The sequence below is a fragment of the Planococcus halocryophilus genome (genome assembly GCF_001687585.2).
Lineage (GTDB): Bacteria > Bacillota > Bacilli > Bacillales_A > Planococcaceae > Planococcus > Planococcus halocryophilus.
In genome coordinates this window covers 314,053-334,403 of sequence record NZ_CP016537.2, presented here as the reverse complement: position 1 = coordinate 334,403, position 20,351 = coordinate 314,053, and the positions used below count along the sequence as shown (strand labels likewise).

Genomic DNA, 20,351 nt, shown 5'->3' with positions numbered 1-20,351 from the left:
CTGGAGCCTAGACAATAAGAAAAGCGTAAGCGGCTGTATAGTCCCGACAGGCTTAAGGCAGAACATGCAGGAAATCCCGATTTCCGTAGTGGGCTGACTTAAGACCCCGAGGGACTGGCCGCTTGAGCTAGATAAATAACAAAAGCCGGATGCATTTACTACTCGCGTCCGGCTTTTGTTATGTTGTCTTTTTCCGCAACAATAACTGTTCTACAAAAATCGCAATAATGGTTCCGGTGATCAATCCATTTGATAATGTCGCTGCGACAACCGATGGCAAGTTGGCCATGCTTTCTGGGGAAACAAACATAATACCAACTCCACTCATCAATCCGAAAGCTGCCACTTTATAAGAATGTAGCCTATCTTTTTCATTTTCCAATTCAACAAAAGCCATCTCAACCATTTTGGTAAATACCGCAAAGATAACAGCATAGGCTACCGGAGCTGGAAGAGAAGCAAGAATTGCCATGAGTGTCGGAAAAAAACTAATCAACACTACTAGCATGCCTCCGAAAATAAAAGGTCTAAGCGTAGGTGTTCTAGTCGCACTAACAAATCCAGCCGCTCCTGAAATCGGCACGGGTCCGATAGAAGAAAACAATCCTGCTACAATATGATTAATACCCGAGGCTGCTGATGCTTGTTTAACTCGGTCAGGCGCATGAATCGAAAAGGAATTCTTTAGTACACTTTCCATAACGCGAATCGATGCCATCATATTCGCAAGCAACAAAATCGTTAAAAACAAGGCAGTTACAAACATGCCACTGTCCCAGATTAATGGCCCAAAAACGAGCATCTCTGGCAAGGATATTAATGCACCTGTGCTCTCTGCAGTTTCTGGTAATTTGCCAAGAATCCAGAAAATGAACCAACCTGTGGCAATTGCAAACAATACCGAGTAACGGCTAATCCATGGCATTTTATGATTCATGAAAAAGAAAGTTAATAAGATAACCATTATACTACCTAGCAAGACCGTGACATCTACTGGATCTCCTTCTGTTACGATGCCCAATAAACCTGCAATAATCGACTCACTGATTTGAAGGACCAATAACAAAAGATAAACAAAAGTGATAGTTGGGGTAAACAAAACTTTTAGCTTATCAACGAGACCTGTATAGGCAAACACGATAAACAACACGCCACTGTATAATAACCCGCTTTGCAAGGCTTGAAGAGATTCTTCCATAGTTGCATACATAATGCCGACTAATCCAGCGTAAACAATAAATATTCCCCACCATAAGCCGGCCGGTCCTTCATTAATCGGCATACGGTGTCCGATAAAGGCTTGTACTAAACAAGCAATTCCTAAAACAAACATCGTGCGTTGTAAGAAGAGAGCGGTATCCGTTGTATCCATGCCAAAAATACTGGCAATTGCGATTGGTGCTGCGATGGAAGAAGCAATTAGAAAAACCGCCCATTGCACTCCGCCAAAGATATTCTTCATAAACAATGCCCCCATCTCTTCATTTTTATCAAGTGATTCCAGTATACACCTAGTGAAAGAACCAAAAAAGAGACCTGACAGCTGTCAGGTCTCTTTTTTCTCACGTGTTTTCTTCTCGTTTGCGTAATCTGCTGCTTTTTGCGGTTCTAAGATTTCTTCTGTCTGGCCTTCGTCAAAACCGTCTTTATAAACAACGGGATAACCTTGCTCTTCTAAACTTTTAACTTGCTTACGTGAAGCTTTAACTAATAACCAGACAATCAGTACGGACAATATGAATATAATTACGACAGAAATAATCCCAGGGATGTATTCCGATTTGTCTTCAGGAAAATATAAAAAATCCATTGTGTTGATTCCCACCTTTAAACCTCAAGTTTCATCTTATTATACATGATTCAAGTCGTTGTTTAATTGAGGAACGTGAACATTTCATGGCAGATGGTTTTCAATAGTCGATCACTTTACGAATAGAAAAAGCCGGCTTTCTTAGAAACCGGCTTTTTTAAACTATAGATGATTTTCAGAAACAACGGTAAACCGTCTATTTTGATGCTCCCCACTTTCGATTTCATCGACAAGCGCAATGGCGTAATCAGCATAACTAATATAACTCTTGCCTTTACTATTGACGATAAACCCATCATCGCCTTTTTGATAACGACCTGTACGGTGACCTTTTGGATCGAAAAATGCTGCCGGGCTCAAAAATGTCCAGCGAATTCCTTCTGCTCTTTCCAAATCAGCTAAATTTTGCGCTTGACCATTAGCAATTGATTTGAATGCTTCAGGAAACTCTGGGGTTTCTGCTAGACGAGTTGTTCGTGCTTCATCCACAAATAAACTGCCAGCACCCCCGACTACGATCAAGCGAGTATTTGGTGCACCTTTAAGTGCATCAATTAAAATTTTACCTGCTTCAATATGTTGTCCAGCTTTTTCAGGTGGTACACCAAATGCATTGACGACCACTTCAAATGGAGCTAAATCTTCCGCCGTTAAACTAAAAACATCTTTTTCGATAATCGGCACATTTAGATTTTCTGCTTTTTGTGAATCTCTAATAATCGCAGTTACTTCATGGCGCCTTCTTAGCGCTTCTTTTAATATCAAATTACCCGCTTTTCCTGTTGCCCCGATAATCCCTATTTTCATCTTATTCTCCTCCAGTCTTTTTTCTCTAGACAGACAATAAAAGAATCAGTTTTCTCCTAAGTAAATAAACAGCAGCGTTTTCTTCAATTTTCTTACCAGTTACTTAAAGAATAGAATGAACCTATTAGGTATACAAACTATCTGCTTATATCTGCAACATCAAATGTGGTAGGTCTTGCCAATTACCGCAAACTCGACTTCACCGGTGTAAGTAGATTTTGCAGATTCTAAAATTTCATTTAACTCGCCGTATTGCGGAAGGTGTGTCAACAGTAATTGCTTAGCTCCAGACTGTTCGGCAAGTTTCCCTGCTTGGCTACCACTCATGTGGCCCCCAATAATACCAATATATTTTTCGTATAGATTCGACTCTGCGACTAAAAGATTCGCTCCCCGTGAAAAGTCGACCAATTCATCTTTCCAAGCGGTATCTGCAGTAAATACAACCGTCTGACCATTTGCAGTAAATCTCATAGCCAAACAATAGACAGGGTGAATCGTTTCACAAAAAGTAACTTGCCACGGTCCAAGCTCCAGTGTTTCTGAAGCTTGTATCGCACGACCTTCTGTAACGCCTTTATAAGAAAGCTTGTTAAATTCTTCTAGATCTTTATCATGCGCATAGATGTGTAGTGGCGTATTCCACTCTTTCAATTGCATACCAACCATGGCAGCATGCTGCAACACACCAATATCAGCGACATGATCCGGATGGTAATGACTGATGATTACCGCATTTAACTCACGTAATTCCGTATAATTTTGAACAGCTCCTAATACACCACTGCCACAATCCACTAAACAACGAAAACCATCTTGTTCGATTAAAAATGCGGAAGTCGCTTCATTTTTATTGGGATAACCTCCCCAGACACCTATCGGAATAATCTTCAAAATAACCACTCCTCACTTCACTTTTCTTTAGTATAACTGATTATTAGACACTTTTTGTTTAAGCTTTAATCCGCTGTGGTATGCATAGTAATAAGAAATTAATTGGAGGGATTACATTGACTTTGAAAATGACAGTCGAAAACGCACTTCAAGCCAAATCGGAAATTGAGAAATTAGAAACACAAGGCTATACGCACGATGATATCTACATTTTTGCACATGATAAAAAACGTGGAAAAGATATTTCAAAAGCATTGCACACAGAAGAAGTAGGCATGAAAGAACAAGGCTTTTTAGACAGCATGAAAAACATGACTGTTTCACGAGGCGACGAATTACGCGCTAAAATGGAAGCAGCTGGTTTATCTACACAAGAAGCAGCAGAGTACGAAGAAGAGCTTGATAAAGGAAAATTAGTTATTATCGCAAACAAAGATTTAAACTAGTTGTTTGTTCAAGCATCGCCAGTTGAAACTGGCGATGCTTTTTTGTGTACTTCTCAGGCCATCTTTCATTATTCTTAACTATTTAATTTCACGTACTCTAATCCTTAAATTCACCAAACTATTTATATTACTACTGCTTTTTCAATTGTACTGCTTCACTTCTTTTGTTATATTTAAATAAGAATTTTACAAATTTTAAAAAACTTACCCATGCACTAACAGCATCTAGGAGGAACATCATGAAAAGTTTAAGAATGGGTAGTGCCTTTGTTGGCATCATCGTCGGAGCCGGATTTGCTTCTGGCCAAGAAATTCTCCAATACTTTACAAGCTTCGGCTATATGGGAACCGTTGCAGCAATTCTTGCAACCGCTTTATTTGCCTATTTAGGAATGAGTTTAACTCGGCTTGGAAGCCGGATGAAAACAACGTCACATAAAGAAGCCATTTTTGGAATCAGTGGAAAAGTAATTGGTTCTATCGTTGATTACATAATTATCCTAACTTTATTTGGCGTAGGCGTTGTTATGATCGCGGGCGCAGGTTCAATTTTCTCACAGCAATTCAATTTACCAGCTCCCCTTGGCAGTACAGTCATGGCGATTTTAGTTGCTTTGACGATTATGTTAAACGTAAAAAAAGTAATCGCCATCATCGGCAGCATCACGCCATTTTTAATCATTGCCGTTATCGGTCTAGCCGCCTACAGTCTGTGGACGATGGATGCCACTTTCGCATCATTAGACCCAATTGCAAACGATCAAGATTCGGCTTTGCCAAACTGGTTCTTATCTGCTATTAATTATGTATCGTTTAATATTGCCGTCGGAGCTTCAATGGCAATTGTAATGGGCGGAACTGAAAAAGACGAAAAAGTTGCAGCACGCGGTGGCTTGATCGGTGGTCTCATTCTAGGTGGCCTTATCATCTTGAGTCATTTGGCGATTTTCTCACAAGTCGATGTTGTCGGCAGCTCAGCAATGCCATTGCTACTAATTGCCGATAACCTTTCACCTATTCTCGGTATTTTTATGTCTTTCATTCTTTTCGGTATGATTTACAATACCGCAGTCAGCATGCTCTTTTCATTCTCGGCGCGCTTTGTGGTAATGGGTACAACAAAATCTCGAATTTTCATTACTGCTGTTGTGTTTGTCGCCTATATACTGAGCTTTTTAGGGTTTAAAAACCTGGTCAGTCTTTTTTATCCGACCATTGGTTATCTCGGCCTATTTCTCGTCGGAGCTTTAATCGTTGCCGACATCCGAAAACCTCATAAAAAGAACCTTAACTAACTAAATACCTTCTCCAGCCGTCAAAGCCTGATCTACTGCTTTGACGGCTTTTTTATGGTACGGTAAAAAGAAAAGCGGAGGCAGCCATGTAGATTCGACGGGCATAAGACACACTGGCGAAACGGCATGTTTTCAGCCGTACAGTCGGTGTGACTTATGACCCCGAGAATCTGGCTGCCGGAGCTAGACAACAACAAATGCGGAGGCAGCCACATAGCTCCGACAGCCTTAAGACAGAAGGAGTCTAGTTTATGAATCAATTTATCAAAACACCTCAACAACAACTACTAATCGATCAAATTCGTTCCTTGCAACCGCTTTTCCAATCCCGTGAGCCAGAACTGGATGAGCGTGGCTCTTTCCCTTTCGAAAACATCAACGATTTGAAAAAAATGAATTATCATACCTTGACCCTTCCTAAAGAACACGGCGGGCAAGGGTTTGGACTATATGAATACGTATTAGCACAAGAAGCGATAGCGGAAGGTTCTGGAGCGACCGCTCTATCAATCGGATGGCATGTTGGCATTATTTTGGAATACACTGAAAATCACCATTGGCTTGAAGAACCTGCAGATTGGCTAATGACCGAAATTGTAAATGGCGCATTCATTAATACTGCTGCAACAGAAGCTAATGCTGGTAGCCCTGCTAGAGGCGCATTGCCTCGAACCACGGTCGTTAGCGACGGTGACTCATATATTGTCACCGGGCAAAAAACCTACACTTCCATGGCACCTGCACTCGATTATATTTTTGTAACGGCAACTACGGAAAATGATGAAGTCATCACAGTCGTCATTCCACGTCAACTGGACGGCGTTTCAATAGACGAAACATGGGATATGCTAGCGATGAGAGGCACCGCCAGCCATACTTTACTACTCGATCATGTTCGGATTCCCAAAACCTATACGCTGAAACGTTCAGGAGTTACAGCTCCCGCTAAAGGCTGGCTGCTTCATATTCCTGCTTGTTATATCGGAATTGCTGCCGCTGCAAGAGCTTATGCAGTGGAGTTTGCAGCTAACTACAAGCCAGCATCACTTGGAAAACCTATTGCCGAGACACCTGCTATCCAACAAACGATCGGTGAAATGGAACTACAGTTGGCCACCGCTCGGCATCTTTTATATGGCACTGTAGAACGTTACAATTTAACAGACAATAAAGCAGAAATGGATGAAGCTTTAAATATAACTAAAATAGCCATAACCCATGCCGCCATGGAGATAGTAGACAAAGCGATGAAAATTGTCGGATCTCGTGCGCTATCAGAAGCCAATCCGATGCACCGCCATTACCTAAATGTCCGTGCTGGCCTTTACAACCCACCTATGGAAGATATGGTTAAAAGCCAATTGGCTGCACAAGCAATCCAGCAATTCACTCAACAATTGGAAACCGAGGTGAAATAAGTGACGAAAACAATCGTTTGGATTGATAATACCGAGATACACGCTTCTAACTTTAAAGAAGAAACGAATGAACAGCATAAACGAAAAATCTCTTTCGACTTTAAAGTGACGAGCAAAGAGTACCACGACATTGCTACACTTTTGTATAAAATGTCTTTCCGAATCCGCATACCGTCTCTAGAGGCAGAATTTCAAGCGTCCATTTCCGATTATTCCACATCGATTACAGATTTGTACAAACCCAATCAAATAGCTGATTACCATTTAGAATTGATTGAAGAAAACTAATTAGGAATCAGAAAGTGAAGAAATCCAGATCCTCATAAGAGAATCTGGATTTCTTCTACTTCCGCTTAAAGCGGCTACCTTTTTTCTTTTTTCTTAGTCTTGCCATCAATTCTTCAGTCTGCTTTTCTCTTATGAAGGATGTTTCGTCGTCTAATGTGACTGCTAACTGACCGTTTTCTGCATAAATGGTAAACCAGGAATTGACTTTACTCCCTGCTGGCAATCGGTTGGCAGGTAAGATCAATTCAAGTCTTTCTTCTTCTACTAAAATGACTGCATATAGGTCATCTTCAATACGGTCCAAAATCCCTTTCATCCTATTACCCTCCTATGCAAGCTAGGCCCTGTTCTTGAATAGCATCTAGCGTGCCTTGCCCAATTCCTTTAATATCGATTAATTGTTCTATATTTTCAAATGGCCGCTTATCGATAATCGCTTTTGCATACGTTTCGCCTATTCCTGAAATCTCCTGTAATTCTGCTGAGGATGCAATGTTTATATCAATGCATCGATTCTGTCCTTCTGTAGGCACACCTTCTTGTTGCGTGTTAACGTTAAACGCCTTTCCGTCTGTTTCCACTACAATCGTGCCATTTACATCTGTTCCATACACTTCCGCTCCTGTATTTTCCACAGCTGCAATTACTTCTGCATGCGGGTGCCCATACGAATTATCAGCTCCAGCACTATAAATCGCAATTTCAGGAGTCACGGCCTTTAGAAATGCCAAACTTGTTGATGTGTTAGAACCGTGATGCCCTAGATGTAGGATTTCCGCATTGAGATCAATGCCTGTATCAATCATTTCTTGTTCATCTTTAACCCCTGCATCTCCAGTAAAGATAAATCCGACATCTCCATATGTCATTTTCAATGATACGGATTCTTCGTTAGGGGAACCGGTGATTTCGCTCGGATGCAGCACTTCGATTTGAAGAGAACCGACATCAAAAACATCGCCCGTTCGCGGTTCCACATATTCTGTGTCACTCGCTTCGATTGCCTGCAACGCATTTGTGAACGTTGCAGAGCTACTTGAATTGCCAGACATCCATACTTCACCAACATCAAATTCCCCAATCACCTGTGCCAGCTGCCCAATATGATCAGCATCTGGATGAGTCCCGACAACAATATCAAGATTCTTAATCCCTTGCTGCTTTAAGTAATCGATAACTTCAGTTGATTTCCAATTTCCTGCATCAATTAATATTGAAAACCCTTCAACTTCCAACAATGTGGAATCCCCTTGACCCACATCGATATAATGGACACGCATGACTTCTTCGCCATTTTCGATGACCATTGGCTGTTCTGACTTTTCTTGGTCTTTTTGATTGTCTTTGCTTTCTTCTTTTGGTTGCTCAGCTATGTCCTTACAAGCTGTCAGCAACCCTAAACTAAAGGTTATCAGTAGGAAGATCCATGCAATCTTTTTCAAAAACTCACTCCCGTTCTTCAGTGAATTTTACCATACACAAGAACATATGAAAAAGCAGACCAAGAATGACCTTGGACTGCTTTGATTAAGTAGACATATAGTCTCCGCCGTTCATATGCAGAAATTGCCCTGTCATATACGAATTTTGTGGATCTGCTAAAAACACATAGGCTTTCACGAGCTCATAAGGTTGACCTGGACGTCCTGCTGGCACATCTTCACCAAAATCATCTCCAACATTCGGATTTAAATCACCAAAAGTTTTAGTAATGAGCGGCGTCCAAATGGGCCCTGGCGCGATACCATTTACCGCAATTTCCTCTCGTACCAAGCGACGTGCCAACGAGCGTGTCATAGCTACCATCGCACCATTCGCCCCAGAATAATCAATCAAATCTGAATGGCCACGATATGCATTAATAGATGCCGTATTGATGATTCGTGAACCTTTTTTCAAATGAGGAAGTGCCGCTCTCGTCAAATAAAACATAGCAAACGCTTTGATCTCAAATGTTTTTAAAAGTTGCTCGTCAGTAATATCGAGTGGGGACGTTTGGGGATATTGGTAACCGGCGTTATTGACCACGATATCTATTTGGCCAAATTCCGCTAAAGCGAATTGTACGAGTGCATCACAATTCTCCGACTTTCCCAAATCGCCACTTAACGCTTTAGCCTCACCACCATAATCTTCAATCAAATCAATGGTTTTTTGAGCACCTTCGTCATCTCCAAGATACCCAATGACGACTCTCGCACCTTCTTTTGCATAAGCTATTGCTACAGCCTGCCCGATGCCACTGCTGGCACCTGTGACGATTGCGACTTTACCAACTAACGCACCACTCGCTTTATAGTCTGTTAAGTCGGTATTATCAAATTCGTGATTTGCCATATTGCCACCCTTTCAACTTCTAATATATACTGGGAACTTTCGTTAAATGCCAAACATCGTCTGAATATTGCTGAATGGTACGATCACTTGAGAAAATACCTGAAGCGGCAATGTTTTCAACACCCATTTCTGCCCACTTAATCGGATTTTCATAGGCATCTAAAATTTTCTCGTGTGCTTTTGCATAACTCTGAAGATCTTTTAATACAAAATAAGGATCTCCTTCGTGTAACAGCTGCCCCACAATAAAATCAGCATTCGCTTTTCCTTCTGTCCAGTCGCCTTTAACCAGTTCTTCCATTAACTTCTCGATTTCTACATCCGATTCAATTATTTCTTTCGGATTATAGGAATGATTTTTTTCATAGTCCATCACTTGCTCTGCTCGCATTCCGAAGACAAATGCGTTCTCTTGACCAACTTGTTCAAATATCTCAACATTTGCACCGTCAAAAGTGCCAATTGTCAGCGCACCGTTCATCATAAATTTCATATTCCCAGTCCCTGAAGCTTCTTTAGAAGCCGTGGATATTTGTTCACTCACATCAGCCGCAGGAATTAAGTATTCCGCTTGTGTCACATTGTAATTTTCAACAAAAACAATATGCAAATGCTGTCTTGCTAAAGGATCGTTATTCACTTTCGTTGCTACTGTATTAATCATTTTAATCACTTGTTTTGCAAAGTGATAACTTGGCGCAGCTTTCCCTCCAAAAAAGAAAGTTCGGGGATATGGTCGGTAAGTAGAATCTCGTTTGATCCGGTCGTATAGCATTTGGATATGCAAAATATTCATCAACTGCCGCTTATAACCATGAAATCGTTTAATGTGAATATCAAAAATAGAAGATGGATCCACAATAATATTTTGATCTCGCTGAAGATGGTGAATTAACTGCTCTTTTTTCAAGCTTTTAATTTCTTGGAAGTTTTGAAGAAAGCTTTGGTTTTGAGAGAAATAATGCAGTTCACTCAAACGTTCAGGTTCCTTCATCCACTGTGAACCAATCGCTTCTGTCACCAACCCTGACAACTCTTGGTTCGCTTTGATTAACCATCTTCGGTGTGTAATTCCATTGGTTTTGTTGTGAAACTTGTTTGGAAATTGCTCGTTCAATTCTTTCATTTCACGTTTCTTTAAAATCTCCGTATGCAACTTTGCTACACCATTTACTCTGTAGCTTCCTACTACCGCTAACACTGCCATCTTAATAACCCCATCTTCAATGATGGACAATTTGCGAAGAGTTTCATCATCTTTTCCTTGATTTTGCAAACTCTCTTTAAAACGCCGATCAATTTCTTCAATGATTAGAAAGATTCTAGGCAATAATGATTGAATTAAATGACTGTCCCACTTTTCCATAGCTTCTTCCAAAATCGTATGATTTGTATAGGAAATAGTACGCGTTGTGACATCCCACGCTCTCTCCCAATCCCAAGAAAAATCATCGATTAAAATTCGCATTAATTCGGGAACAGCTAAAGCTGGATGCGTATCATTTATTTGAATGGCAATACTTTCTGGTAGTTTTTCTAAAGAAGATTTATGATTGCTTATAATATTTTGAAGAGAGGCACTACAAAGCAAATACTGCTGTTTCAAGCGCAATATTTTCCCCGTTTCTAGAGAATCATCAGGATAAAGCCGGTCTGTAATATGCGCTGTCTCACGTTCATAAACTGCGTACTCTTTACCAACCGAAGATGAACGATTGGAAACTTCCGCTTGCCATAATCGAAGTGTATTTACCGTACCACCATTTGCTCCAACAATTGGTATATCATATGGTACCGCCTTTACCCATTCTGGATTTTCTATTTTTGTCCGCATTCCATCAAGCCCCATAACTAATTGAACTTCTCCATAATAAGGAATGTCCACTGCTAGGTCTTCTCTACGAGTATCTACATTATTCTTATCTTTAATCCAATTTGTAGGTTGCTCTGTCTGGTTACCGTTTACAAAATGCTGTGTAAACAAGCCGCCTCTATAACGCAAGCCATAGCCATGCCCAGGTAATTCCAATGAGGCAAGAGAATCCATAAAGCAAGCCGCTAATCTTCCCAAACCACCATTTCCGAGACCTGGTTCGATTTCAAGTTCTTCTATTTCAGAAAGCTCAATTCCCAGTTCATCAAGACCTTCTTTGACAAGATTATAAAAGTTTAAATTTATAAGGTTTTGCCCAAGTACTCGCCCAATTAAAAATTCAATAGAGATATAATATAATTGTTTTTCATGATTTTCTTCGTACAATTGATTTGTACGTTTCCAACTTTCTTGAATCCAATCATTAGTCATTTCCCACAAAATTTCATGAGCAAGTTCCAGACTTTTTTCGGTTCCTTTCGATTCTATTCGATCGGTAAAAGTTTTCTTAAACTCTTCTTTGGAAGAAAACATAATTGGCACGCCCCTTTAAATTAGCGATTCATAAAGTTCAGCGTATTCTGCCGCAGAACGCGACCAAGAATAATCACCTTTCATGCCGTTTTTCTTAATAGCTTCCCAATGATCAGACTGTTGGTAAAAAGTTAGGCATCGCTGTAGAGCAAGATCAAAGGAGCTGTCCTTTGAAAAATCACTTAAAAATCCATTACCTGACTTCAAATCCTCATCGTACTCTAGTACCGTATCTTTTAGTCCTCCAGTTTTATTGGCTACAGGAACAGTTCCATATCGCATTGAGATTAACTGACTTAATCCACAAGGTTCGAAATGAGAAGGCATTAAGAAGATATCCGCTCCTGCATACAGTAAATGAGCAAACGCTTCATCAAAGCCTATATTGATTGAAACTTGTCCTGGAAAATCAATATCTAGTTCTTTAAAAAATGTCTCGTACTGTTCTTCTCCAGATCCCAATAACACAAATTGGACGTCTTCATTTGATAGTAAATCTGGAAGCACTTCTTGTAAAACATCAATACCTTTTTGTCCTGACAATCTCGAAATCATCGTCAACAACGGGACATCCCCTCGCTCTGGCAGCCCCGCTTTCAACTGAATTGCCCGCTTGTTAACTTGCTTTCCTTCCATGCTCATTACATCAAATTCCCGTACAATAGATAAATCCGCAGCAGGATTATAAACTTCTAAATCGATACCGTTTAAAATCCCGATTAAATCCTGCTCTTTTTCCTGCAGAAAGCTATTCAACTTTTCTCCATAAAAATCGGTTAGAATTTCATCTCGGTAAGTAGGACTAACAGTCGTTACTTTATCTGCATAGAAAATACCAGTCTTTAACGAATTGAAATTACCATCCCACTCTACCAGACCTTCGTCGTAATAACGGGCATCCATTTCGAAGTTTTCTAAAAATGTTTTTTTCGAGTACTTGCCTTGGAATTGCAAATTGTGAATGGTTAAAACGGCTTTTGCTGACTTAATAGATTCGTAACGCGAATCTTCCTTCAATAAGAGCAGAATTGCAGCCGTATGCCAATCATGAACATGAATGATATCTGGCTCTAAGCTGCGCTGCTGAACAATCTCAAGAACTGTCCGGTTAAAAAAGGCATAACGTTCCGCGTCATCTGACTGTCCATAAATCTGGTCTCGTTTAAAATAATCATCATATTCCATAAAGAGGTAGTTCACACCAGCTTGTTCATATTCAAAAACTCGAAAGGTTTTTTGTTGCCCTTTAAAAAACAGTTCCATCGTTTCTTTGAGAACAAATTCTGACACATATTTATCAGCTATCAAACTATATTTCGGTATAATCACAGTGATTTCATGGCCTAATCTGCTAAGCTCTTTTGGTAATGCTCCAAGTACATCAGCTAATCCACCAGCTTTTGCAAAAGGTGCACATTCTGCTGCTGCCATTACAATTTTCATCGTAAATCCTCCTTCGACACACTCGCCCCTTTACGTAAAACAATCGGTCGCTCAGGAGTCCCATGTAACAGTACCCCTTCGCCGATATATACCTCTTTATCAGCAATTACATAAGCTAAGTCACAATTTTCTTCAACTGTACTTTTTTGCATGATAATGCAATTTTCTACATGTGCACCTTTTTTAATATAAACTCCCCGACTAATAAGACTATCAGTTACTGTTCCCATAATTGTGCTGCCGTTCGCGATTAGTGCACGCTCGACATGAGAACCACTGACATAACGTGTTGGCGGTTCATCTTTTACTTTTGTGAAAATCGGTCGATCTGCAAGAAACAGTTGCTCTCTTTTATCTTCATTTAGTAAATCCAATGAAGCCTCAAAGTAGCTTTGAATCGAATCGATAACGGCAAAATAGCCCTCGTATTCGTATTCGTTAAATGTATAAGGACTTTTCTTCAAGTTAACGACATCTTCAACACTTACCACTTGTTTATCTACATAGCTTCGAAGTAGCTCGACTAACAGATCTTTGGATAAAATATACGTTTTTAATTGGACGCCTTTACTAACAGCTTCCGTGAAGTCTGCCCCTGATTTGATATGCTTTTCTAGCATGTCTTTATAGTCTAGTTGGGTAACGACAAAACTATTCGTAACGATTACGTAAGGTTGAATGCTTTTTGTGAAAAATTGCAAGTGCTCTTCTAATCCTGCAAATGCTCCCACACTCGATATTCCGCCATCGCGCTGTGTAACTGGAAGAAAATACAATCCATTCTTTCTTCTATCTAAATCCCAACTCTTGCCTACACCAATATGATCTAATAGAGAAGCAAGCGGGTAGGATGGAAATACGCCAACCGTACTAACCCCTGAATTGACAAGGTTCGATAATACAAAATCGATTAGTCGATAACGTCCTGCGAAAGGAACAGACGAAACAGTTCTTTTCATCGTTAAATCTTGTAATCCTTCTTTTTTTATAGAAGCATCTACTACCGCAAGTAAATTCATTGTTCGCCACGCTCCTTCCATTTTTCTACTTCTTCGTCTGTTAAGAGAACCACTTCGTCTTGCTGACCAATAATCTCGAACCCTTCTGGTACTTCAAATTTAGGCGGGACAATAGCACGGTGAAGTTTGGCACCTTTATGAATAGTCGCCCCACTCATGATGACACTTTCCGAAATTTGAGTATTTTCTTCAATGACTACTTTTTGGAAGATAATAGATTTTGTCACTTCCCCAGAAATTACACATCCCTCGTTTACCATAGAGGATTGTACGTTACCCGTTTTGTTAATGAATTGCGGAGGAAGCTGTGGATTTGACGAATAAATACGCCAGCCGGAATCATGCAAGTTTAAGCCCGAATTCAAATCAAGCAAATCCATGTTCGCTTCCCAGAAGCTATCAACAGTTCCTACGTCTTTCCAATATCCTTTAAATGGATAAGCAATCATTTTTTCGCCATTTTCCATCATCGCCGGAAGAATGTCTTTCCCAAAGTCATGGGACGATGCTTCAATCACATTATCTGCTTCCAAATATTCTTTTAGTTTTTTCCATGTAAATACATAAACACCCATTGAAGCTAAATTGCTTTTTGGATTTTCTGGTTTCTCGTCAAACTCCAAAACTTTCATGTCATCATCGACGTTAATAACTCCAAACCGACTCGCTTCTTCCCATGGCACTTCTAGTACCGAAATGGTTACATCTGCATCATGTTCTTTGTGGTAATCAACTAATACTTCATAGTCCATTTTGTAAATGTGATCACCAGATAGAATCAATACATACTCCGGATCACATGACTGAAGAAAAGTGATATTTTGATAAATTGCGCTTGCAGTTCCTGCGTACCATTTATTCCCATCTATTTCTGCGAAAGGAGGAAGCATCGTTACTCCGCCATTGCGTCGATCTAAATCCCACGGCGTGCCAAGTCCTATATAGGAATGCAGAACATGCGGCTGATATTGTGTCAAAACGCCGACGGTATCGATTCCTGAATTGGTACAATTGGATAAAGGAAAGTCGATAATTCGGTACTTCCCTCCAAACGGAAGTGCTGGTTTAGCTATTGTGTATGTTAATGATTTTAATCGACTTCCTTGTCCGCCTGCTAAAAGCATCGCAACTACTTTGTTATTCATTATGCTTCACTCCCATTCTTTTTTGTTTCCATATACTCATCGTAAATGCAGGCAAATTCATTCGGATAGAATATGGTAAGTCATCGCTCGGTTCATCTACCGCATCAACAATGAGTTTCTGGTCACTATCGCTTGTGGTAAAAATCTTTTCATAATCGGCGTATTTCGGAACACCTAATTGAAAGTTCTCATAATTACGGTCCGAGAAGTTACAAACGACGATGCATTCGTCCTGTTCCATTCTTCCCCTCCGGATAAAAGCAGCCACACTTTGTCGATGATTATCCGCATCAATCCAGGAAAAGCCATCTGGATGGTCATCTAATTCAAAAAAGGCCATTTCTGTTTTATAAAAAGCCAATAATTTTTTTGTGAAATCTGCCATTTTTTTATGATTTTCAGTTTCTAAAGATGCCCAATCCAATTCGGGTTTGAATTCCCACTCTTCGAAATGACCGAATTCTTGACCCATAAACAGCAATTTTTTACCAGGATGAGCTACCCAGAAACCTAGCAGTAATCGTAGTTGCAAAAATCGCTCATCGAGTGTTCCGGGAAGTTTGTTTAGTAAAGAAGCTTCACCATTTACCACTTCATCATGAGAAAGTGCAAGAAGATAACGTTCTTCATACTGATACATTAAAGAAAAATTCATTTTCCCATGTACTTCAGAGCGCTTTGAGGGCTGTACTTCCATATAGTCAAGTGTGTCTCGCATCCAACCGAAATTCCACTTATAATGAAATCCGATTCCTCCTTTTGCAACATCATGTGTCACTTTCGGATAATTCCAGGCATCCTCTGCAATTAATATCACTTCAGGATGAAATTCTTTTAAGTTATTCGTTAATTTCTGTAAAAAAGCAGTTCCTTGCTGATTGGGTTGCCGCTCTTCTACGTTCGGAACAAATAACAAACAAATTAGCGCATCCATCCGAAAGCCATCAAATTTAAATTCTTCTAGCCAGTAATGACTACTCGATAGGAGAAAACTCGCAACTTCTCCTTTTGTTACATCAAAATTTAAGGTGCCCCAATCCGGATTCATACGTCGGTCCTCTATCTCACTTTCATACAAATAATTCCCGTTAAATCGTGCTAAAGCATGCTCGTCGACACAGAAATGCCCTGGAATCCAATCTAATATCAAGCCGATCTTATTTTCTGCACACTGGGCAATAAAGTATTTCAAATCATCACTCGTACCATAACGACTCGTTGGGGCAAAATATCCCGTCGTTTGATAACCCCAAGATTCATCTAATGGATGTTCTGTTATCGGCAAAATTTCTATGTGAGTAAAGCCCATTTCCAAGACGTAGGGAATCAGTTCCGCTGCCAATTCACGGTAGTTCAAAAAATCACCTTGAGCGTTGCGTTTCCATGTTCCGATATGTAGTTCATATATAGCCATAGGTTTTTCAAAATGATTTTTGTTTTGAAGTATTTTTTGCTGTAATACGGCTTTTGACCATGTATGCTTAGAGGCTTCAACTACGATCGACTTGGTTTCCGGTCGCTTTTCACTCGCTTGAGCATAAGGGTCCGCTTTCCTCAAAATTTCTCCGTCTGGCGTTTCGAGGATATATTCATAGGCATATCCAGTTAGCTTTCGCGGCACTTGGACTTGCCAAATTGTCGCATCTAAAGGGTGCTGCTCCATTTGGAATATCTCTTCTGTTAAACTTTCTGGTTCTGTATAAGCTACTGATACTTTAATCACTTCTGGAACCCACAGTGTGAAACTTGTTTGACCCGCAGATGTATGCGCCCCAAAATAACGATATGCATCTTTCATCTGTCCAGCATGGAACACTTCCAACTTGTCCTGTGTAAGCTGGATTATCGATTTATTCATTTTCACACCTCCAGAATTTTAACGGTTCCGTTGCCGTGTCTCTTTTAATTCTACAAAAGATATGTAAATCCCTTGTTAAGATACTTGATTATTCAAAAATTTAGTTAAATTCAAAAATTTCAAAGTCTATCTGTTCGAAATGTCTACACATTTCTTTCTACTTATGCTCTTGTTTGAAAAGAGAATATCCACTACGCTTAGGAAGGTAACCGTTTATCGAAAGAGAGGTTGACGTTTTTGCAAAAATATAAAAATCTATTATTAGCTGTATTGTTCAGCATTTTTCTGGGCGCATGTAGTCCGAGTATTGAAGATCCGCTTGAATGGAAGATTGACGATTTTACATTTACTAACCAAAACAATAAAGAGTTTGGTTTAGCCGACTTAGAAGGCAAAGTATGGCTAGCCGATTTTGTCTTTACTAATTGCACAACTGTTTGTTTGCCGATGATGTCAAATATGACAGGTTTGCAAGAACAGTTAAAAGAACAAGGGTTGGACGTTCAAATTGTTTCATTTAGTGTTGATCCTTTGTTTGATAAACCCGAAGTTTTAAAATCCTATGCTGAAAATTATGGGGCAGATTTATCGACTTGGAACATGCTGACAGGCTACACGCCACAAGAAATTGATGATTTCGCGATGCATAATTTCCAAACTTTAGCGAGAAAACCTGAAAATGATGATCAAGTGATTCATGGCACTTATTTTTACTTGGTCAACCAAGAAGGTGTGATTATGAAATCTTATGAAGGTTTAAATCCACCAGTAGAAGAAATTCTGGCGGATGTGGAAATTTTACTGACGGAGGACTAACTTTATGAAAAAGAAAGAAATTTGGATGAGTGCTCTGTTATTAGCTGTCGCAGTGTTGTTGCTCTTGTTTTTTTTACCAAGAGAAAATGAACCAGCACCGGAAAGTCGTGTAATACTTGAACATACGTACAGAACGTATATCGCACCTTCTTGTTTTGAAGAGGCTGACGCTACAAATTTTTTAGAAGAAGCCACGTTAGAAAAGGCTCAAGAGCTTAATTACCCCCCCCATTCCACTTGCACTGAAATCGCTTTTGCAGGAAATCGCGATAGTGGTTTTACGCGCCTTATGAAAGAGCTCGGCATTATTGAAAAAGAATCCAAGGATTGGTAAAAAAGAAACACCTAAATTCGTCAGGTTTTAGACCTTCGATTTTAGGTGTTTCTTTCGTCTTATGATACCTTTATTTAATTACTTTGATACAAACAGGAGCTGTCGTTTGGATAATATTTTCAACTGCGCAAGGTGTACCCGTCTGCCCCATCTTTAAAACGGTTAGCGTATGTGAATTTTCATTCGTTACAATTAACCAATCATTTTCTGGCATAATACCAAAGTGTCTTGGTCCTTCTCCACCAGATCCTGCTAATCCTAAATTTTCTAAAGTTCCATTAGCTTGAACGGCGAAAGAAGCAATACTGTCGTGTCCTCGATTTGATGCATATACAAAACTCCCATCGCTCGATACTGCGATTTCTGCACTCGTATTTTCCCCTTCATAGCTATCTGGTACTAACGGCAATAATTGAATAAATTCCAATTGCCCTTCATGACTAATTTTATAGACCATTAATGTAGAATTCAGTTCATTTACTGAATAGACGAAAGGCATTGTAGGGTGAAAACTTAAATGACGCGGTCCTGCACCTGCTTCTGTTTGTACTATATACCGAAGCGTCAACTCTCCTTTATCAGCATCTAATTTATAGGTGGTGATGGTATCCGTTCCCAAATCGGATACCAGAAATAAATTTTTGCCTGGAACTTGAATAATTGAATGGGGATGAGCCGCATCTTGTCTTTCCTTATTTGGCCCAGAACCTTCGTGCTTTATAGAAAACGCTAAATCACCAATTGCTCCATCTGCCAAGAGAGGGTGAACATTAATAGTTGCTCCTGAATAAGTAACGGACAATAGCCAATTTCCCGTTTCATCGATGGTAACATGAGCTGGGTGATCACCATTCGAAGATTGCCGATTGATTTCCATCATTTTTTTTGTAGTTGGATGAATCCAATAACTAACAAGCTCACCATTCCCCACTTCGCTTGTCGCAACAAAACTCGTACCATTTGGATGGACAGCGAGAAACGAAGGACGTTCAATGCCTACAATATTTGTTAACTCGATTAACTTACCGTTGTTCTTTTCAAATTCCCACAGTTTAATACCTGGCTCGCTTTCGGATGCATACGATCCTGTCAATATATAACTCGTTGCCATCAAACTACCTCCTCGACTAAATACTTCTTCTACTTAACAACATTTCAGGACCATTCTTTTAAATACATTTGAATACGACTTTAGCGATAAAACTTATATATTCAACTAACCCGATGAATTTTTAATACAGATAAGGTAAAGTAGGCTATGAACCCGACTAATCACTCCAAAGAGAAAGAAGGTTGTCCATGAGAAACTTCGGTTTATCTATCCGCGAAAAAAGTATTGTGTGTATCGGTTTTATGGGTGTTGGAAAAACTACTGTCGGAAAGTTACTAGCCCAAAAACTTTATCGCAATTTTGTAGATATCGATGCTGAAATCGAGAAAGAGTTTGCTATGCCAATTCCACAAATATTCGAGCACTATGGCGAACAGGTTTTTCGTGCTAAAGAAAAGGAACTGATTGAGAAATACAGCCAACAACCTCTCAACATTATATCTGTTGGTGGCGGTGCCTTTTTACAAAAGGAAATTCAAGATATTTGCATGAACAATTGCATTGTCCTATTTCTCGATATTTCATGGGAATCTTGGAAAGACCGCATCCACATCCTTACTGATAACCGCCCTCTTTTAAAAGGACGATCTCTTGAAGATATCAAATCGCTATTTCTCGAACGACAAAATAGTTACTCACTAAATCATTCTAAATTTCAAATCGATAACTTTAAAGCTGAAGAAGCTGCAGATTATTTGGCAGATGCGCTGAAATTATCTTGGGAGATTCATGCGCCTCAACCAAAATAAAAAGGAAACCGCCACGTTTAAGTGGCGGTTTTTATCGTTTTAGGACTTCACCTTTACTTTTACCCATTATACACGCTCGACATTTTTAATATTCAGTTATTTCGAATTATACGCCATGGGTAACAGGCTTTCAATGTCTCTTCTTTTGAACTTTTAAAATGCACGTAAAAGCTT

20 protein-coding genes are annotated in these 20,351 nt (G+C 39.7%); 7 read left to right on the top strand and 13 right to left on the bottom strand.

What is annotated here, in order from left to right; translation table 11 throughout:
* Positions 1-178: 178 nt before the first annotated feature.
* The 4 genes from BBI08_RS01775 to BBI08_RS01760 form a co-directional block, all read right to left on the bottom strand.
* On the bottom strand, positions 179-1,462 hold the full coding sequence (locus BBI08_RS01775) for a purine/pyrimidine permease (protein ID WP_008498641.1): 1,284 nt from the start codon (positions 1,460-1,462) through the stop codon (positions 179-181).
* Between the two features lie 84 nt (positions 1,463-1,546).
* Complete coding sequence (locus BBI08_RS01770; RefSeq protein ID WP_008498640.1) at positions 1,547-1,810, bottom strand: hypothetical protein; 264 nt, start codon at positions 1,808-1,810, stop codon at positions 1,547-1,549.
* Between the two features lie 162 nt (positions 1,811-1,972).
* Entirely contained in the window at positions 1,973-2,617 is a 645-nt protein-coding gene (locus BBI08_RS01765) for an NAD(P)-dependent oxidoreductase (RefSeq protein ID WP_008498637.1), read from the bottom strand.
* 159 nt (positions 2,618-2,776) lie between these two features.
* Positions 2,777-3,511 carry an MBL fold metallo-hydrolase gene (locus tag BBI08_RS01760; protein WP_008498636.1) on the bottom strand — a complete coding sequence of 245 codons (735 nt, stop codon included), beginning with the start codon at positions 3,509-3,511 and terminating at the stop codon, positions 2,777-2,779.
* A 116-nt stretch (positions 3,512-3,627) separates the two neighbouring features.
* Here BBI08_RS01760 and BBI08_RS01755 point away from each other — a divergent pair, with 116 nt between their 5' ends.
* From BBI08_RS01755 to BBI08_RS01740, 4 genes are all read left to right on the top strand, one after another.
* Positions 3,628-3,957, top strand: coding sequence for a YflT domain-containing protein (locus BBI08_RS01755; RefSeq protein ID WP_008498635.1), 330 nt, complete (start codon positions 3,628-3,630; stop codon positions 3,955-3,957).
* 239 nt (positions 3,958-4,196) lie between these two features.
* Positions 4,197-5,252 (top strand): YkvI family membrane protein, encoded by a 1,056-nt coding sequence (locus BBI08_RS01750; RefSeq protein WP_205847838.1) that lies wholly within the window; start codon positions 4,197-4,199, stop codon positions 5,250-5,252.
* A gap of 251 nt (positions 5,253-5,503) precedes the next feature.
* A complete protein-coding gene (locus BBI08_RS01745) occupies positions 5,504-6,670 on the top strand; it encodes an acyl-CoA dehydrogenase family protein (RefSeq protein ID WP_008498632.1) in 1,167 nt (388 codons plus the stop codon).
* Entirely contained in the window at positions 6,671-6,958 is a 288-nt protein-coding gene (locus BBI08_RS01740; protein ID WP_008498631.1) for a DUF3219 family protein, read from the top strand.
* A gap of 55 nt (positions 6,959-7,013) precedes the next feature.
* On the opposite strand, the gene BBI08_RS01735 is transcribed toward BBI08_RS01740, so the two are convergent.
* The 8 genes from BBI08_RS01735 to glgB form a co-directional block, all read right to left on the bottom strand.
* Positions 7,014-7,274, bottom strand: coding sequence for a DUF3006 domain-containing protein (locus BBI08_RS01735; RefSeq protein ID WP_065528431.1), 261 nt, complete (start codon positions 7,272-7,274; stop codon positions 7,014-7,016).
* A 4-nt stretch (positions 7,275-7,278) separates the two neighbouring features.
* Positions 7,279-8,400 carry an MBL fold metallo-hydrolase gene (locus tag BBI08_RS01730; RefSeq protein WP_008498628.1) on the bottom strand — a complete coding sequence of 374 codons (1,122 nt, stop codon included), beginning with the start codon at positions 8,398-8,400 and terminating at the stop codon, positions 7,279-7,281.
* 85 nt (positions 8,401-8,485) lie between these two features.
* On the bottom strand, positions 8,486-9,295 hold the full coding sequence (locus BBI08_RS01725) for an SDR family oxidoreductase (RefSeq protein WP_008498627.1): 810 nt from the start codon (positions 9,293-9,295) through the stop codon (positions 8,486-8,488).
* Between the two features lie 19 nt (positions 9,296-9,314).
* Positions 9,315-11,702, bottom strand: coding sequence for a glycogen/starch/alpha-glucan phosphorylase (locus BBI08_RS01720; protein WP_065528430.1), 2,388 nt, complete (start codon positions 11,700-11,702; stop codon positions 9,315-9,317).
* A 15-nt stretch (positions 11,703-11,717) separates the two neighbouring features.
* Positions 11,718-13,145, bottom strand: coding sequence for a glycogen synthase (locus tag BBI08_RS01715; protein WP_008498626.1), 1,428 nt, complete (start codon positions 13,143-13,145; stop codon positions 11,718-11,720).
* Positions 13,142-14,164, bottom strand: coding sequence for a glucose-1-phosphate adenylyltransferase family protein (locus tag BBI08_RS01710; RefSeq protein ID WP_008498625.1), 1,023 nt, complete (start codon positions 14,162-14,164; stop codon positions 13,142-13,144). Before BBI08_RS01710 ends, BBI08_RS01715 begins: the two co-directional genes overlap by 4 nt.
* Entirely contained in the window at positions 14,161-15,309 is a 1,149-nt protein-coding gene (locus tag BBI08_RS01705) for a glucose-1-phosphate adenylyltransferase (protein ID WP_065528429.1), read from the bottom strand. The genes BBI08_RS01710 and BBI08_RS01705 overlap by 4 nt, the downstream gene beginning before the upstream one ends.
* Positions 15,302-17,167, bottom strand: a complete 1,866-nt coding sequence (glgB, locus tag BBI08_RS01700; RefSeq protein ID WP_065528428.1) for a 1,4-alpha-glucan branching protein GlgB — start codon at positions 17,165-17,167, stop codon at positions 15,302-15,304. The genes BBI08_RS01705 and glgB overlap by 8 nt, the downstream gene beginning before the upstream one ends.
* A gap of 237 nt (positions 17,168-17,404) precedes the next feature.
* On the opposite strand from glgB, the gene BBI08_RS01695 reads away from it, so the two are divergent.
* Both BBI08_RS01695 and BBI08_RS01690 read left to right on the top strand, forming a co-directional pair.
* Entirely contained in the window at positions 17,405-17,983 is a 579-nt protein-coding gene (locus BBI08_RS01695; RefSeq protein ID WP_008498623.1) for an SCO family protein, read from the top strand.
* A gap of 4 nt (positions 17,984-17,987) precedes the next feature.
* Positions 17,988-18,317 carry a hypothetical protein gene (locus BBI08_RS01690; protein ID WP_008498622.1) on the top strand — a complete coding sequence of 110 codons (330 nt, stop codon included), beginning with the start codon at positions 17,988-17,990 and terminating at the stop codon, positions 18,315-18,317.
* A gap of 70 nt (positions 18,318-18,387) precedes the next feature.
* Here the strand turns inward: BBI08_RS01690 and BBI08_RS01685 are convergent, their stop codons facing one another.
* Complete coding sequence (locus tag BBI08_RS01685) at positions 18,388-19,428, bottom strand: lactonase family protein (protein WP_065528427.1); 1,041 nt, start codon at positions 19,426-19,428, stop codon at positions 18,388-18,390.
* 188 nt (positions 19,429-19,616) lie between these two features.
* Here BBI08_RS01685 and BBI08_RS01680 point away from each other — a divergent pair, with 188 nt between their 5' ends.
* Entirely contained in the window at positions 19,617-20,177 is a 561-nt protein-coding gene (locus BBI08_RS01680) for a shikimate kinase (RefSeq protein WP_008498620.1), read from the top strand.
* Positions 20,178-20,351 lie beyond the last annotated feature (174 nt).

Coding starts and splice junctions, on each gene's coding strand:
- BBI08_RS01775 (WP_008498641.1), bottom strand. CDS start 1,462: ATGAAGAATATCTTTGGCGGAGTGCAATGGGCGGTTTTTCTAATTGCT.
- BBI08_RS01770 (WP_008498640.1), bottom strand. CDS start 1,810: ATGGATTTTTTATATTTTCCTGAAGACAAATCGGAATACATCCCTGGG.
- BBI08_RS01765 (WP_008498637.1), bottom strand. CDS start 2,617: ATGAAAATAGGGATTATCGGGGCAACAGGAAAAGCGGGTAATTTGATA.
- BBI08_RS01750 (WP_205847838.1), top strand. CDS start 4,197: ATGAAAAGTTTAAGAATGGGTAGTGCCTTTGTTGGCATCATCGTCGGA.
- BBI08_RS01745 (WP_008498632.1), top strand. CDS start 5,504: ATGAATCAATTTATCAAAACACCTCAACAACAACTACTAATCGATCAA.
- BBI08_RS01735 (WP_065528431.1), bottom strand. CDS start 7,274: ATGAAAGGGATTTTGGACCGTATTGAAGATGACCTATATGCAGTCATT.
- BBI08_RS01725 (WP_008498627.1), bottom strand. CDS start 9,295: ATGGCAAATCACGAATTTGATAATACCGACTTAACAGACTATAAAGCG.
- BBI08_RS01720 (WP_065528430.1), bottom strand. CDS start 11,702: ATGTTTTCTTCCAAAGAAGAGTTTAAGAAAACTTTTACCGATCGAATA.
- BBI08_RS01715 (WP_008498626.1), bottom strand. CDS start 13,145: ATGAAAATTGTAATGGCAGCAGCAGAATGTGCACCTTTTGCAAAAGCT.
- BBI08_RS01710 (WP_008498625.1), bottom strand. CDS start 14,164: ATGAATTTACTTGCGGTAGTAGATGCTTCTATAAAAAAAGAAGGATTA.
- BBI08_RS01705 (WP_065528429.1), bottom strand. CDS start 15,309: ATGAATAACAAAGTAGTTGCGATGCTTTTAGCAGGCGGACAAGGAAGT.
- glgB (WP_065528428.1), bottom strand. CDS start 17,167: ATGAATAAATCGATAATCCAGCTTACACAGGACAAGTTGGAAGTGTTC.
- BBI08_RS01690 (WP_008498622.1), top strand. CDS start 17,988: ATGAAAAAGAAAGAAATTTGGATGAGTGCTCTGTTATTAGCTGTCGCA.
- BBI08_RS01685 (WP_065528427.1), bottom strand. CDS start 19,428: ATGGCAACGAGTTATATATTGACAGGATCGTATGCATCCGAAAGCGAG.
- BBI08_RS01680 (WP_008498620.1), top strand. CDS start 19,617: ATGAGAAACTTCGGTTTATCTATCCGCGAAAAAAGTATTGTGTGTATC.